Below are 14,316 nucleotides of genomic sequence, written 5' to 3' on the forward strand. Positions count from 1 at the left end.
TCACCGGCATGCATGCGATCACGATTCCCCAACCCGGTGGTCCAGAGGCTCTGGTGTGGACGGACGTCCCCGACCCGGTGCCCGGCGAGGGCGAGGTGCTGGTCGAGGTGGCGGCCAGCGCCGTCAACCGTGCCGACATCCTCCAGCGCCAGGGCTCCTACTCCCCTCCGCCCGGCGCCTCCCCCTACCCCGGCCTGGAGTGCTCCGGCCGGATCGCCGCGCTCGGCCCCGGCGTCTCGGGCTGGGCCGTCGGCGACGAGGTGTGCGCGCTCCTCTCGGGCGGTGGCTACGCCGAGAAGGTCGCCGTACCGGCCGGGCAGCTGCTGCCCGTGCCCGAGGGCCTGTCCCTCCGGCAGGCGGCGGCGCTGCCCGAGGCGGTCTGCACGGTCTGGTCCAACGTGTTCATGGTCGCCCATCTGCGGCCGGAGGAGACGCTGCTGGTGCACGGCGGTTCCAGCGGCATCGGCACCATGGCGATCCAGCTGGCCAAGGCCCTCGGTGCCAGGGTCGCGGTGACCGCCGGCACCCAGGAGAAGCTGGAGCGCTGCGCCGAGCTGGGCGCGGACGTGCTCATCAACTACCGCGAGCAGGACTTCGTCGCCGAGATCAAGCAGGCCACCGACGGCGCGGGCGCCGACGTCATCCTCGACAACATGGGGGCCAAGTACCTGGACCGCAACGTCCAGGCCCTCGCCGTCAACGGGCGCCTGGCGATCATCGGTATGCAGGGCGGGGTGAAGGGCGAGCTGAACATCGGCGCGCTGCTCGGCAAGCGGGGCGCCATCAGCGCGACTTCGCTGCGCGGCCGTCCGCTGGGCGAGAAGGCGGCCATCGTCGCCGCCGTCCGCGAGCATGTGTGGCCGCTGCTCGCCGCCGGGGACGTACGGCCGATCGTGGACCGCGAGCTGCCGATGCCGGAGGCGGCCGAGGCGCACCGGCTGGTGGAGGCCAGCGGTCACATCGGCAAGGTGCTGCTGGTGGCGCCGTAGCGGCCGGCACAGCCGGACGCACCTCGCCTCGGCACAGCCGGACGGACCCCGCCTCGGCGGGGCCGTCCGGTCAGCTCCTGCGCAGCCTCAGGCCCAGCAGGGCCAGGCCGAGCCCCAGGCCGATGAGCACCAGGCCGCTGCCGAGCGGCAGGAACCGCAGGCCCGGCTCCGTCACGGCCTCGCTCTGCCGGCTCGCCTGCCGGGTGCCGGGCCGTGGCGCGGGCGGGACGGAGCCCGGGCCCGCTTCCCGGCCCGGCCCCTCGGATGCGGCGGGCACGTCCGTGGTCTCCGGCTCGGCCGGTTGGACGGCCGGGGTGGCGGTGGCGGAGTCGTCCTCGTCCTCCGCCGCGGGCCGGTCCGGCCGGCCGGGGCGCATCCGCCCCTCACCGGCCCGGCTGCCCGCCCGGGTGGGCTCGGTCCAGGCGAGGGAGCGATAGGGATGGACCGAGGCCGAGGCGGAGTCGGACGGCGTGGGGACGGGGGTGGCCGGGTCCTCGGGGTCCTTCTGCGCATGGCCGGCGGAGGCGGCCGGCCCCCGGCCGGGCCGGTCGTGGCCTGGGTGTTTCTGGCCCGAGTGGTCCCGCTCGCCGTCGTCCGGGTCCGTGTGGTCCTGCTTCGGGTGCTCCCGCTGCGGGGTGCCGTGGTCCGCGTCGGGATGCCGGGCGTCCGGGCGCGCCCCGGCCGGGTGGGCACCGGCGGAGTGGGCACCGGCGGAGTGGCCCGGGGACGGGTGTTTCGGCACCGACCGGCCCGGCGGCGCGTCCCGGGCGGGTCCCGGCCGGCCCTCGCCGTGGCCCGGGGCGGACGCGGGGGCCGGGTCCGCCTCGGCGGCGTGCGCGGGCGGACTGCCGTGGACGACGGCGATGCCGTACCACGGCAGTGCCGCGGCCGTGAGGACGGCCGGCAGCCGCAGACAGCGGAGCGTGAGTCGCAGGCGTGGAGTCACGTCGGTGACCTCCCGGAGCCCAGGTGTCGTGACCGATGGATAACCGACGGGAACCAGCCTCACATCCCCTCCCGAAGAGGGCATTCCGGATTGGGCCGTCGGGTGGAACCGGTGGATCCGCGCCACGCGGGGGCACCACGGTGACGAGGTGGGGGCGTGCGAGAGAATGACGGCATGGAGATGCCGAGGAACGAACGGTCGCCGGAGAATCCCCAGATTCTCGTCGTGGGTCAGGACGGGATGGCACTCGGCGGCGGGGACGAGGACTCCCGTGAGACCCCGCTGACGGAGCAGGTGGAGCAGCCGGCCAAGGTCATGCGGATCGGCAGCATGATCAAGCAGTTGCTGGAGGAGGTGCGGGCGGCTCCCCTCGACGAGGCCAGCCGGGTGCGGCTGAAGGAGATCCACGCCAGCTCCGTGAAGGAGCTGGAGGACGGCCTGGCCCCCGAGCTGGTCGAGGAGCTGGAGCGGCTGTCCCTGCCGTTCACCGACGACGCCACCCCGAGCGATGCGGAACTGCGGATCGCGCAGGCGCAGTTGGTGGGCTGGCTGGAGGGCCTCTTCCACGGGATCCAGACGACGCTGTTCGCCCAGCAGATGGCCGCGCGGGCCCAGCTGGAGCAGATGCGCCGCGCGCTCCCGCCGGGAGTGGCCGGCCCCGAGGGCGGCGACGAGCACCACGCGGGCGGCCGTTCGGGCGGCCCGTACCTGTAACCCGCGCGATCCGCGTCACTCACCCGCGGAGCGGCCCGCGCGATCCGACACGACACCGAAGGGCCCGGCGGACGACCGCCGGGCCCTTGTCCTGTTCCGTGGCCTGTTCCGTGGCCGTGGGGCGTGCGCGCGGGGACCGCGTCCTGCCTGCCGGTCACCGCGGGGGACGGTCCGGGCCGTAGGCCACCGCGCGGGACGGTCCGGGCTGTCGGCACCGGCGCGGGACGGGCTGTCGGCACCGGCGCGCCCGGCTGCCGGCTACTCCGGGGGATTGCCCGTCGACACGCTCAGCTCGATGGTGCCCACGTCGTCCGGGTCGGCGTCGGTGCCCTGGGCGGGGAACTGCTTCAGAACGGTCCCTTCGCCCCAGGTGTTGTCGTCCTCGTGGTTGATCTTCCACTTCCAGCCCGCGGCCTGCAGGCACTGCTTCACGGAGTCGATGTCCTTGTACCGGAAGTCGGGCAGCTCGATCTTGGCCGAGTCCTGCCACGACTCCTGCGGGTCGGTGCACTCGCTCTTGTCGATCCGCCGCGTGTGGTCCGGCCCGCGGTAGCCCGCCCGGTGGGACGCGGACGCCGAGGGGACGGCGCCGCCGCCCTTGACGTCCTCGCCGCCGTCCTTCAGCGTCAGCGCGACGGTCACCCCGGCGACCACGATGGCCGCCACCGCGACCGAGGCGATGACCACCGGCCGCCTGCCGCGCCCGGAACCGCCGGACGGCCGGGACGACTGGGCCGGCCGGGGCGACATCGTGTACGGCGGCGGGGTCTGGGCGGCGCCCTGCGGGCCGTAGGCGGCGGGCGGGGCGGGGTAACCGGTCTGCGGCGGGTAGCCGTAGGCCGGGGCGGGTGGCGTCGGCGAGCCGTACGGGTTCGGTGCCGGGGCGGGAGCCGGCTGGTACGGCGTCATCGGCTGCCCCTGCGGGGCCGAGGCCGCCCGGTCGACCGGCGGGAACACCGCGGCGCCGACGCCCGAACCGCTCTGCCGCGGCCCGGCGTCCGGCACGATGCTCGGCGTCGCCGCCTGGAGGGAGGCCGCGACGCGCAGGCACTCGGCGCGCATGGCCTCGGCGGTCGGGAAGCGTTCGTTCGGGTTCTTCTTCAGCGCGCGGGCGACCAGCGCGTCCACGGCGGGCGGCAGCGCGCGGTTGACCGAGGAGGGCGCCACCGGCTCCTCCTGCACATGCGCGTACGCGATCGCCAGCGGCGAGTCCGCGTCGAACGGCAGCCGGCCGGTGACCAGTTGGAACAGCATGATGCCGACCGAGTACAGGTCGGAGCGGGCGTCCACGCCACGGCCGAGGGCCTGCTCGGGGGAGAGGTACTGCGGGGTGCCCACGACCATGCCGGTCTGCGTCATCGAGGTGACGCCGGACTGCATGGCGCGGGCGATGCCGAAGTCCATGACCTTGACCACACCGCGCTTGGTCGTCATCACGTTGCCCGGCTTGATGTCGCGATGGACCAGCCCCATCTCGTGGCTGATCTCCAGGGCGGCGAGCACATCGGCGGTGATCTTCAGCGCCTTGTCGGCGGGCATCGCGCCGTACTGCCGGATGTCCGCCTCCAGGACCGAACCCAGCGGCCGGCCCTCGACGTACTCCATGACGATGTACGGCGTGGCCATGCCGTTCAGCTCGTCCTCGCCGGTGTCGAAGACGGAGACGATGTTGGTGTGGGTGAGCTTGGCCACGGCCTGCGCCTCGCGGCGGAAGCGCTCGCGGAACGCCTGTTCCCGGCCGAGTTCGGTGTGCAGGGTCTTGATCGCGACCGGACGGTCCAGCACCGTGTCGTGCGCCAGGTGCACCGAGGCCATGCCGCCCTCGCCGAGCAGGTCGCGCAGCTGGTAGCGGCCCTGCGCCAGGGCCTGCCCCGCGTACCGGCCCGGTGCGCCGTGCTGGCTCATCTCTCCGCGTCCCCCACTGGCCGTCCGGCGCCGTGATCCAGCGAACAGGCCTTGATCGAATGTCTCATTCCCGGCCAAGTCTGCCGGAGGGCACCGACACGTCAAGCTCGGTGCCCGTTCCGTGACCGTACGCGCAAGAAGCGTCGCGCAAGCGTTACAGGGGACGTACGACCGGCGCACAGAATTTGCACGACAGCGCCTGCTGGAGGTTTCATGACCGGTCCGTCTCGGGTCCGTCCCGGTCGCGGTTCCGGACCGGTGGCCCCCACGGAGGCTGTAGCGTGGCCGACGGAGACCGTAACAACACCGCGCGCACCGCGGGCAGAAACGACGGCGAGGACTGATGGCACAGACGCAGCGCTCTCAGGGCCCGTCCGACCCCGAGGCGACTGGCGGCGGCATGTCGGACGCGCCGGAGCTGTGGGGCAACGGCGGGCTCGTCGGCGACGGGCGGTACCGGCTCACGCACCGGCTCGGCCGGGGCGGCATGGCCGAGGTGTTCGCCGCCGAGGACGTCCGCCTGGGCCGCACGGTCGCGGTCAAGCTGCTCCGCGCGGACCTGGCCGAAGACCCCGTATCCAAGGCGCGGTTCACCCGCGAGGCGCAGTCCGTCGCGGGGCTGAACCACCATGCGATCGTCGCCGTGTACGACTCCGGCGAGGACACGGTGGGCGGCCAGTCCGTGCCGTACATCGTCATGGAGCTGGTCGAGGGCCGCACCATCCGCGATCTGCTGATGAACGCCGAGGCGCCGGGCCCCGAGCAGGCCCTGATCATCGTCTCGGGGGTGCTGGAGGCGCTCGCCTACTCGCACCAGCACGGCATCGTGCACCGGGACATCAAGCCGGCGAACGTCATCATCACCCACAGCGGTGCCGTCAAGGTGATGGACTTCGGCATCGCCCGCGCCCTGCACGGCGCGTCCACGACGATGACGCAGACCGGCATGGTCATGGGCACCCCGCAGTACCTCTCCCCGGAGCAGGCGCTGGGCAAGGCCGTCGACCACCGCTCCGACCTGTACGCGACCGGCTGCCTGCTGTACGAACTGCTCTCGCTGAGGCCGCCGTTCACCGGTGAGACGCCGCTCTCCGTGGTCTACCAGCACGTCCAGGACATGCCGGTGCCGCCGTCGCAGGTCGTCGACGGCACCTGCCCGCCGGAGCTGGACGGCCTGGTGATGCGCTCCCTCGCCAAGGACCCCGACGACCGGTTCCAGACGGCCGAGGAGATGCGCGGCCTGGTCCAGTACGGCCTGCAGATGCTGTACGAGCAGGGCGCCCACACCGGCACCTGGAACACCGGCCCGGTGGCGGCGCACGAGGGCCGGCACACCCCGTCGGCCGGCTTCGCGGGCACGACCGTCATGCCGCACCCGGTGGACGCGGGCGGCACCGCCCAGATCCCGCAGCCGATCCTGCCCACGGGCTACGGCAGCGACGACGACGGCGGCTTCGAGGGGCGCGGCAACCGGGGCAGCGGGCGCGGCAAGCTGTGGATCCTCGCCGTGCTCGCGGTCATCGCGATCTCCGCGGGCGTGGCGCTGGCGCTGCACAACACGAACGGCGGCAGCGGCAAGGACGGCGACACCAAGCCGTCCGCGACGCACTCCAAGAGCACCGAGAAGGAGTCGCCCTCCCCGACCCCGTCCGACGAGGCCACCAGCGGCGAGCCGTCGGACACCTCGGCGGGCACCGGCGAGTGGAACACGAGCGGCGGCGGCTCCGGCGGGGCGCCGGCGACCACGCCGTCGTACCCCCAGTCGCAGTCGGCCTCCCCGCCCCCGAGCAACCAGCCGTCGAGCCCGCAGACCACGCCGTCGCAGCCCACGGACCCGGTGAACGGCGGCACCGACGCCGGCACCACCGAGGGGAACACGGACGAGGGCACCACCGAGGGCGGCAGCACGGACGAGGGCACCACCACCGAGGGCAACACCGCCGAGGGGACCACGACCGTCGGCACCACCGCCGGCGACACCGCCGGTTGAAGCGCACCCCCGGTGACCGGGCCGGCGACGCCCTGAGGCGACGCCGGCCCGGTCACCGGACGCATCGAGGCCGCGCCGGCCGCCCACCGCACGCGCTGAGGCCGGCCGCTCACCGGACGCGGCCGAGGCCGGCCGCTCACCGCGCGAACGCGTCGCACACCGCGTCGTACTCGCGCGTCCACCACACCGCGAGCGCCGACGCGGCCGGGAACTGGCAGTCCGCGCGCGTGTCGCCGCGTTCGTAGTGCCAGCGCAGCATCCAGAAGTCGTTCAGCCGCTCCCACCACACGCGGTGCACGGCCGCCGCCAGCTCCGAGGGGGTGGCACCGGCCGCGCGCCGGTACGCGCGCGCGTAGGCCCGTACCTTCGGCAGGTGCAGTCGTCCGGAGGGCCGCACGAAGAAGATGGCGGCGGCGCGGACGGCCTCCTCCGCGCGCGGCTGCACACCGAGCCGGTCCCAGTCCACGATCGCGGCCGGGGCGTCGTCCTTGTAGAGCAGGTTGAACGGGTGGAAGTCGCCGTGCACCCAGCCCACCGGGCCGCCGCGCGGCGGGCGCCGGTCCGCGTGCTGCTCCAGCAGGGCGCGGCGCTCCAGCAGCCGGTGCCGGGCGAGTTCGTCGAAGGCGTCGGCGGGCCGGTGCCGGCGCACGTGCGCCAGCAGGTCGTCGATGAGGGCGAAGGTGTCGGCCGGGTCGGCGCTCGTCACGGGGTGCGGGCTCGTCGCCGGGCGGGTACGGCCCTTGGGCGGCATCACCCGCTCCAGACAGGCGTGGACGGCGCCCAGGAGTGCGCCGAGGCGGGCGCTCTCCGCGCGGGTGAGCTGACCGCCGTGCCGGTGTCCGCCGTCGATCCAGGGGTGCAGGGCGTAGGCGTGGCCGCCGACGACCGCGACCGTGCGGCCCTCGCGGTGCGCGAGCGGCGGGGCGACCGGGACGCCGAGGTCGGCCAGGCGCTGGGTGGCCCGGTGCCGGCGCTCGATGGCGGCGGGGTCGGCGGTGTCCGGATCGAAGTGGTGCTTGAGGAAGTAACGGCCGCGGGTGGTGCACAGCCGGTAGCCGCGGTTGAGCAGCCCCTGGTCGACCGGCTCACAGGTGAGGGCGGTACCCGCGGCGTACAGGCGCAGCAGGGCGCCCAGAGGGGGCGCGTGAGGCACGACGGGTGGTACACATGAGCGCGGCACGCGCCAGATGTTAGGGCACGTGGAGAGCCCGTGAGCTGGGTGTTGTCACAGGCAGTCGTTGCTGGTCGCATTCGGTCATCGGGTGGGTGCGTGCTCGTACATCCGGGTGATAGTCGGGGGCCGCCGGTAACGCCCTCGCATTCCGGACTCGGGCAACCGGGCGGTAATAGCGGGATTTCTCCTGCTTCGCGTACGAGTCCCGTCTCACATTGAACTCTTCCCGTGACCTGGGTCGGCGGGATAACGTGCGCTTGCTCGGGCCTGTCGCAAGGCTGTGACCAGCGCGCTTTCCCACCACCTCGATTTACTTGGAAATCCAAGCAAAATCGCAGGTCAAACGGGGTTTCACAGAAATGTGGGGCACTGGGTAACGTGATGGTTGCAGGGCGCTCGCCGGGGCACCTGTCACGCCTGTTCCCGGCCGAGTGGCACCCACCCCGTGCCCGGTGGTCGAAACAGGTGAGCCGCACTGGCCTACCGGCAACCCCGGGGGCCGGAACGACGGAGGAGCACACGTGACCGTGGAGAGCAGTGCCGCGCGCAAGCCGCGACGCACCGCCGCAGGCAAAGCCGGCACGACCGGCGGCAAGACCGGAACCACCGGCACCAAGCGCACCACCCGTACCACCCGCAGTACCGCGAAGAAGAGCACCGACCCCGACCTCGTGCAGCTCCTGACGCCGGAGGGCAAGCGGGTCGAGCACGCCGAGTACGACGCCTACGTCGCCGGCATCACCCCCGAAGAACTGCGCGGCCTCTACCGCGACATGGTGCTCACCCGTCGCTTCGACGCCGAGGCCACCGCCCTGCAGCGCCAGGGCGAGCTGGGCCTGTGGGCCTCCCTGCTGGGACAGGAGGCCGCCCAGATCGGCTCGGGCCGCGCCACCCGTCCGGACGACTACGTGTTCCCGACCTACCGCGAGCACGGCGTCGCCTGGTGCCGCGGCGTCGACCCGACGAACCTGCTCGGCATGTTCCGCGGCGTGAACAACGGCGGCTGGGACCCGAACGGCAACAACTTCCACCTGTACACGATCGTCATCGGCTCCCAGGCGCTGCACGCCACCGGCTACGCGATGGGCATCGCCAAGGACGGCGCGGACTCGGCGGTCATCGCCTACTTCGGCGACGGCGCCTCCAGCCAGGGCGACGTGGCCGAGTCCTTCACCTTCTCCGCGGTCTACAACGCCCCCGTCGTGTTCTTCTGCCAGAACAACCAGTGGGCGATCTCCGAGCCGACCGAGAAGCAGACCCGCGTCCCGCTGTACCAGCGCGCCCAGGGCTACGGCTTCCCGGGCGTCCGGGTCGACGGCAACGACGTGCTGGCCTGCCTGGCGGTCACCAAGTGGGCGCTGGAGCGCGCCCGCAACGGCGAGGGCCCCACCCTGGTCGAGGCGTACACCTACCGCATGGGCGCCCACACCACCTCCGACGACCCCACCCGCTACCGGGGCGACGAGGAGCGGCTGGCCTGGGAGGCGAAGGACCCGATCCTGCGCCTGCACCGCTACCTGGAGGCCTCGAACCACGCGGACGAGGGATTCTTCGCGGAACTCGAGGCCGAGTCCGAGGCGTTGGGCAAGCGAGTGCGCGAAGCGGTCCGCGCCATGCCCGACCCGGACCGGTTCGCCCTCTTCGAGAACGTGTACGCGGACGGACACGCGCTCGTGGACGAGGAGCGCGCCCAGTTCGCCGCCTACCAGGCGTCGTTCGCCGATGAAGGGGGTCACTGAGATGGCCGAGAAGATGGCGATGGCCAAGGCCATCAACGAGTCGCTGCGCCGCGCCCTGGACGCCGACCCCAAGGTCCTGGTCATGGGTGAGGACGTCGGCAAGCTCGGCGGTGTCTTCCGGGTGACGGACGGGCTGCAGAAGGACTTCGGCGAGAGCCGGGTCATCGACACCCCGCTGGCCGAGTCCGGCATCGTCGGCACCGCGATCGGCCTGGCCCTGCGCGGCTACCGCCCGGTGGTGGAGATCCAGTTCGACGGCTTCGTCTTCCCGGCCTACGACCAGATCGTCACCCAGCTGGCGAAGATGCACGCCCGCTCGCTGGGCAAGGTCAAGCTGCCGGTCGTCGTGCGCATTCCCTACGGCGGCGGCATCGGCGCGGTCGAGCACCACTCGGAGTCGCCGGAGGCGCTGTTCGCGCACGTGGCGGGCCTGAAGGTGGTCTCGCCGTCGAACGCCTCGGACGCGTACTGGATGATGCAGCAGGCCATCCAGAGCGACGACCCGGTGATCTTCTTCGAGCCCAAGCGGCGCTACTGGGACAAGGCCGAGGTCGACCCCGAGGCCATCCCGGCCCCGCTGCACAAGGCGCGCGTGGTCCGCGAGGGCACGGACCTGACCCTGGCGGCCTACGGCCCGATGGTGAAGCTGTGCCAGGAGGTCGCGGACGCGGCGGCCGAGGAGGGCAAGCACCTGGAGGTGCTGGACCTGCGCTCGGTCAGCCCGCTGGACTTCGACGCGATCCAGGCCTCGGTGGAGAAGACCCGCCGCCTGGTCGTGGTGCACGAGGCGCCGGTGTTCTTCGGCTCCGGCGCGGAGATCGCCGCGCGGATCACCGAGCGCTGCTTCTACCACCTGGAGGCACCGGTGCTCCGGGTCGGCGGCTACCACGCCCCGTACCCGCCGGCCCGTCTGGAGGAGGAGTACCTGCCCGACCTGGACCGCGTGCTCGACGCCGTCGACCGCTCGCTGGCGTACTGAGGAGGGGGTCGTGACGACGATGACGGATGCGTCCGTACGCGAGTTCAAGATGCCCGACGTGGGCGAGGGCCTCACCGAGGCCGAGATCCTCAAGTGGTACGTCCAGCCGGGTGACACGGTCACCGACGGCCAGGTGGTGTGCGAGGTCGAGACGGCCAAGGCCGCCGTCGAACTGCCCATCCCCTACGACGGCGTGGTGCGCGAGCTGCGCTTCCCCGAGGGCACCACGGTGGACGTGGGCACGGCCATCATCACGGTCGCCGTGGCCGGCGCCGCCGCGCCCGAGGCCCCCGAGGCGCCCGCCGAGCAGCAGCGGGCGGAGCCCGCCCCGGCCGCGGAGGAGCCGAAGCCGGAGGGCCGCCAGCCGGTCCTGGTCGGCTACGGCGTGGCCACCTCCTCGACCAAGCGCCGCCCCCGCAAGGGCCCCCAGGCCGACGTGCCGGGACCGGCGCAGGCGATCCAGGCCGAGCTGAACGGCCACGGCGCCACGCTCGCCGAGAAGCCCCGTCCGCTGGCCAAGCCCCCGGTGCGCAAGCTGGCCAAGGACCTCGGTGTCGACCTGGCCTCGGTCACCCCGTCCGGCCCGGACGGCGTCATCACCCGCGAGGACGTCCACGCGGCGGCCGCCCCGAGCGCCGCCGAACCGGCAGCCCAGGCCCCCACCGCCGCACCGGCCCCGGCCGCACCGGCCGCCGCCCCCGCCGCCGCGGCGCCCGCGGCGTCGTACGACACCGCGCGCGAGACCCGCGTACCGGTCAAGGGCGTCCGCAAGGCCACCGCGCAGGCGATGGTCGGGTCGGCGTTCACGGCACCGCACGTCACCGAGTTCGTGACGGTGGACGTGACCCGCACGATGCGGCTGGTCGAGGAGCTGAAGCAGGACAAGGACATGCAGGGCCTGCGGGTCAACCCGCTCCTGCTGATCGCCAAGGCCCTGCTGGTCGCCATCAAGCGCAACCCGGAGATCAACGCCTCCTGGGACGAGGCCAACCAGGAGATCGTGCTCAAGCACTACGTCAACCTGGGTATCGCGGCGGCCACCCCCCGGGGGCTGATCGTGCCGAACATCAAGGACGCGCACGACAAGACGCTCCCGCAGCTGGCCGAGGCGCTCGGCGAACTGGTGACGACGGCCCGCGAGGGCAAGACCTCACCGGCGGCGATGCAGGGCGGCACGGTGACCATCACCAACGTCGGTGTCTTCGGCGTCGATACCGGCACGCCCCTGCTGAACCCCGGCGAGTCCGCGATCCTCGCGGTCGGCGCGATCAAGCTCCAGCCGTGGGTCCACAAGGGCAAGGTGAAGCCGCGCCAGGTCACCACGCTGGCCCTCTCCTTCGACCACCGTCTGGTCGACGGCGAACTGGGCTCGAAGGTGCTCGCGGACGTGGCGGCGATTCTCGAGCAGCCGAAGCGGTTGATCACCTGGGGTTGAGGCCCCGTAGGTGGGTCACCTCTGACACGTGAAGGGGACGGTCGCAATTTCTGCTTGCGACCGCCCCCTTCGTCATTCAGGGATGGCGAGGTAGCTCGGTCAGTCGGTGGACGGCCGGGAGCGGAGGGTGTTGAGCAGGGCCGCGCCCCGTTCCGCGTCGTCCACGCTCACCGCGAAGTCGGCGCGGCGGCCCCGGGGCCGTATCACCAGACAGTCGCCGGCGCGGAGCATGACCGTCGTGCCGAGGCCGCTGATCCGGTACCCCCAGCCGCCGACCTGGGACGGCAGCCGCCGCTCGGCGCGAGCGGTCTCGATGGCGGCCGGGGACCAGCGGCGGACGGGCCAGCCGAGGGGGCCGAACGACACCTCCAGGCCCGCCTCCGACACCTTCGCCTGGACCGAGGAGAACAAGGCACAGCCGAGCGCGACGACGGCGGATGCCGCGCACGCCGTCCCCAGCCCGGCGGGGTCGGCCAGGCCGACGGCCAGGGCGGCCAGCGCGACGACGGCCACCAGCCCGGCGATCGCCGCCAGCAGGAGGAGCCAGGGGTTGGCGGTGCGGGAGAACCACACCAGGCGTTCGCCCTCGGGCACCTCCAGCGTGGGCGCGGCGGCCGGGACGGCGGCGGGCCGCGGGGTGAACCGCCAGGCGGCCACCGCGGCGACCGCCGCGAGCGCGCCGATCAGCACCACCCCGAGGACCGGCTGGCGGGCCTGGTGCCAGTCGGTGTGGTCCAGGTTCGCCCGGACGACGGACACCTGGGCGCCGACGAGCACCGCCGCCGTGGGCGCGAGCGTCATCAGCCGCCAGGGGCGCGCGGTGGCGCCGGAGCGGCGCGGGCGCACGCTCGTCGCGAGGACGGTCAGCAGCCAGACGCCGGCCGGGACCAGGCAGGCCGCCCACAGGGGGAGGGAGCCGTCGGGGGTGCCGCCGCCGCTCCAGTGGGTCGCCGGCCGGTCGGGCAGCCGGTCCCGCAGGGCCCAGGGCAGTCCGGCGAGCACGGCCGTGACGCCCACCGCCGCACCGGTCGGCCACCACCGGCCCCGGGGCTTCGGCCCTGTTTCCGCACCCGTCACGTCAACCCCCGGATCATGTCGATGACATCGGTCCGGCTGTAGCCCAGCCGGGACGCCTCCGCGACCAGCTCGCGCACCCTGATCTGGAGACCGGAGCGGCGGGACGCCCCTTCGGCGACCGTGATGCCCCGGCCGCGCCGGAACTCCAGCAGGCCCTCGTCCCGCAGCTCGCGCAGTCCGCGCAGCACGGTGTTGACGTTGATGTCCAGGGCGGCGGAGAGATCGCGGGCGGAGGGCAGCCGGTCGCCCGCGCGGCACTCGCCCTCGGCGATGGCCCGCCGGACCGCCGCGGCGACCTGTTCGTGCAGCGGGCGGGTGTCGGACGTGTCCAGACGCAGCAGCATGGTGACAATGAAAGTAGCACCATACGTTCCATCGAGGAATGGGGCGCGCAACGAAACGAGGAACGGAGCGCGCAACGGAAAGGGGCCCGTCGTCCGCGGACGACGGGCCCCTTTCGGGGAATGACTTGGCGTCAGCCCAGGCGGGCGAAGCCGTAGTTGAGGAGCTTCTTCGCGTCCGCCTCGCGGTTGGGGATGGAGGAGGAGGCGAGGACGGTGCCGATGACCGTCTTGTTCTTCCGGGTCGCGGCGAAGACCAGGCAGTACTTGGCCTCCGGGCCGGAGCCGGTCTTCACGCCGATGGTCCCGCTGTAGCTGCTGAGCAGCCCGTTGGTGTTCTTCCAGGGGGCCATCGTGCGGGTGCCGCCCGACTTGGTGCGGGTCTTGGCGGTGTACGTCTTGGTCTTGACGATGGTGCGGAAGGTGGCGTTCTTCATCGCGCTGCTGGCGATCTTCGTCAGGTCGCGCGGTGTCGAGTAGTTGCTGCCGTTGCCGATGCCGTCGAAGGAGTCGAAGTGGGTGTTCTTCAGGCCCAGGTTCTTGGCGGTGGTGTTCATCTTGCCGATGAAGTTCTTCACGCGTGCCGTCCGGGTCGAGCCGGAGCCGTACTTGTCGGCGAGCGCGTAGGCGGCGTCGCAGCCGGACGGCAGCATCAGGCCGTACAGCAGCTGCCGGACGGTCACCTGGTCGCCGACGATCAGGTGGGCCTGGGAGGCGTTGTTCTTGACGACGTAGTCGCTGTACGCCTTCTGGATCGTGACCTTGGCGTCGAGGTTGAGGTTCGACTGGGCGAGCACGACCTTGGCGGTCATGATCTTGGTGGTGGAGCCGGTGGCGAGCCGGGTGTCCGCCTTCTTCGTGTACAGCGACGAGCTGTTGGCGTTGTTCATGAGGTACCCGCCCTTGGCCACGATCGAGGGCGCGGTGACGGCCTGTGCGGGCGCCGCGGTGAGGGCGCCGGTGGTGGCCAGCGCGCCGGCGGTGACGGTGACGACGGCAGCCCTGCGAACACTGGTGCCCATAATGC

General features: G+C 72.8%; 12 protein-coding genes. 6 read left to right on the forward strand and 6 right to left on the reverse strand.

Annotation, left to right across the window (positions count from 1 at the left end):
• Nucleotides 1–8 precede the first annotated feature (8 nt).
• Nucleotides 9–989 carry an NAD(P)H-quinone oxidoreductase gene (locus IH25_RS0115580; protein WP_030609432.1) on the forward strand — a complete coding sequence of 327 codons (981 nt, stop codon included), beginning with the start codon at nucleotides 9–11 and terminating at the stop codon, nucleotides 987–989.
• Nucleotides 990–1,059: 70 nt separating this feature from the next.
• Here the strand turns inward: IH25_RS0115580 and IH25_RS0115585 are convergent, their stop codons facing one another.
• On the reverse strand, nucleotides 1,060–1,935 hold the full coding sequence (locus tag IH25_RS0115585; protein WP_030609435.1) for a hypothetical protein: 876 nt from the start codon (nucleotides 1,933–1,935) through the stop codon (nucleotides 1,060–1,062).
• 174 nt (nucleotides 1,936–2,109) lie between these two features.
• On the opposite strand from IH25_RS0115585, the gene IH25_RS0115590 reads away from it, so the two are divergent.
• Nucleotides 2,110–2,649 carry a bacterial proteasome activator family protein gene (locus IH25_RS0115590; RefSeq protein ID WP_030609438.1) on the forward strand — a complete coding sequence of 180 codons (540 nt, stop codon included), beginning with the start codon at nucleotides 2,110–2,112 and terminating at the stop codon, nucleotides 2,647–2,649.
• 258 nt (nucleotides 2,650–2,907) lie between these two features.
• On the opposite strand, the gene IH25_RS0115595 is transcribed toward IH25_RS0115590, so the two are convergent.
• Entirely contained in the window at nucleotides 2,908–4,554 is a 1,647-nt protein-coding gene (locus tag IH25_RS0115595) for a protein kinase domain-containing protein (RefSeq protein WP_030609441.1), read from the reverse strand.
• A 343-nt stretch (nucleotides 4,555–4,897) separates the two neighbouring features.
• On the opposite strand from IH25_RS0115595, the gene IH25_RS0115600 reads away from it, so the two are divergent.
• Complete coding sequence (locus IH25_RS0115600) at nucleotides 4,898–6,544, forward strand: protein kinase domain-containing protein (protein WP_030609443.1); 1,647 nt, start codon at nucleotides 4,898–4,900, stop codon at nucleotides 6,542–6,544.
• Nucleotides 6,545–6,680: 136 nt separating this feature from the next.
• Here the strand turns inward: IH25_RS0115600 and IH25_RS0115605 are convergent, their stop codons facing one another.
• Nucleotides 6,681–7,697 (reverse strand): phosphotransferase, encoded by a 1,017-nt coding sequence (locus IH25_RS0115605; RefSeq protein ID WP_030609445.1) that lies wholly within the window; start codon nucleotides 7,695–7,697, stop codon nucleotides 6,681–6,683.
• A 542-nt stretch (nucleotides 7,698–8,239) separates the two neighbouring features.
• Here IH25_RS0115605 and pdhA point away from each other — a divergent pair.
• Genes pdhA through IH25_RS0115620 form a run of 3 tightly spaced genes read left to right on the forward strand, consistent with a single transcriptional unit; the run spans nucleotide 8,240 to nucleotide 11,871 of the window.
• Nucleotides 8,240–9,457, forward strand: coding sequence for a pyruvate dehydrogenase (acetyl-transferring) E1 component subunit alpha (pdhA, locus tag IH25_RS0115610; RefSeq protein WP_030609447.1), 1,218 nt, complete (start codon nucleotides 8,240–8,242; stop codon nucleotides 9,455–9,457).
• 1 nt (nucleotide 9,458) lies between these two features.
• Entirely contained in the window at nucleotides 9,459–10,436 is a 978-nt protein-coding gene (locus IH25_RS0115615) for an alpha-ketoacid dehydrogenase subunit beta (protein ID WP_030609450.1), read from the forward strand.
• 10 nt (nucleotides 10,437–10,446) lie between these two features.
• Nucleotides 10,447–11,871 carry a dihydrolipoamide acetyltransferase family protein gene (locus tag IH25_RS0115620; protein ID WP_030609452.1) on the forward strand — a complete coding sequence of 475 codons (1,425 nt, stop codon included), beginning with the start codon at nucleotides 10,447–10,449 and terminating at the stop codon, nucleotides 11,869–11,871.
• A gap of 99 nt (nucleotides 11,872–11,970) precedes the next feature.
• Here the strand turns inward: IH25_RS0115620 and IH25_RS0115625 are convergent, their stop codons facing one another.
• The 3 genes from IH25_RS0115625 to IH25_RS0115635 all read right to left on the reverse strand — a co-directional run bounded on the left by IH25_RS0115625 (nucleotide 11,971) and on the right by IH25_RS0115635 (nucleotide 14,311).
• Nucleotides 11,971–12,888 (reverse strand): SdpI family protein, encoded by a 918-nt coding sequence (locus IH25_RS0115625; protein WP_051753942.1) that lies wholly within the window; start codon nucleotides 12,886–12,888, stop codon nucleotides 11,971–11,973.
• A gap of 56 nt (nucleotides 12,889–12,944) precedes the next feature.
• Nucleotides 12,945–13,292, reverse strand: coding sequence for a GntR family transcriptional regulator (locus tag IH25_RS0115630; protein ID WP_030609456.1), 348 nt, complete (start codon nucleotides 13,290–13,292; stop codon nucleotides 12,945–12,947).
• A 131-nt stretch (nucleotides 13,293–13,423) separates the two neighbouring features.
• Complete coding sequence (locus IH25_RS0115635) at nucleotides 13,424–14,311, reverse strand: D-alanyl-D-alanine carboxypeptidase family protein (protein WP_394298433.1); 888 nt, start codon at nucleotides 14,309–14,311, stop codon at nucleotides 13,424–13,426.
• Nucleotides 14,312–14,316 lie beyond the last annotated feature (5 nt).

Origin of the sequence: Streptomyces achromogenes subsp. achromogenes, assembly GCF_000720835.1 — a bacterium.
In the GTDB taxonomy this organism is placed as follows: domain Bacteria; phylum Actinomycetota; class Actinomycetes; order Streptomycetales; family Streptomycetaceae; genus Streptomyces; species Streptomyces achromogenes.

Coding starts and splice junctions, on each gene's coding strand:
- IH25_RS0115580 (WP_030609432.1), top strand. CDS start 9: ATGCATGCGATCACGATTCCCCAACCCGGTGGTCCAGAGGCTCTGGTG.
- IH25_RS0115590 (WP_030609438.1), top strand. CDS start 2,110: ATGGAGATGCCGAGGAACGAACGGTCGCCGGAGAATCCCCAGATTCTC.
- IH25_RS0115595 (WP_030609441.1), bottom strand. CDS start 4,554: ATGAGCCAGCACGGCGCACCGGGCCGGTACGCGGGGCAGGCCCTGGCG.
- IH25_RS0115600 (WP_030609443.1), top strand. CDS start 4,898: ATGGCACAGACGCAGCGCTCTCAGGGCCCGTCCGACCCCGAGGCGACT.
- IH25_RS0115615 (WP_030609450.1), top strand. CDS start 9,459: ATGGCCGAGAAGATGGCGATGGCCAAGGCCATCAACGAGTCGCTGCGC.
- IH25_RS0115630 (WP_030609456.1), bottom strand. CDS start 13,292: ATGCTGCTGCGTCTGGACACGTCCGACACCCGCCCGCTGCACGAACAG.
- IH25_RS0115635 (WP_394298433.1), bottom strand. CDS start 14,311: ATGGGCACCAGTGTTCGCAGGGCTGCCGTCGTCACCGTCACCGCCGGC.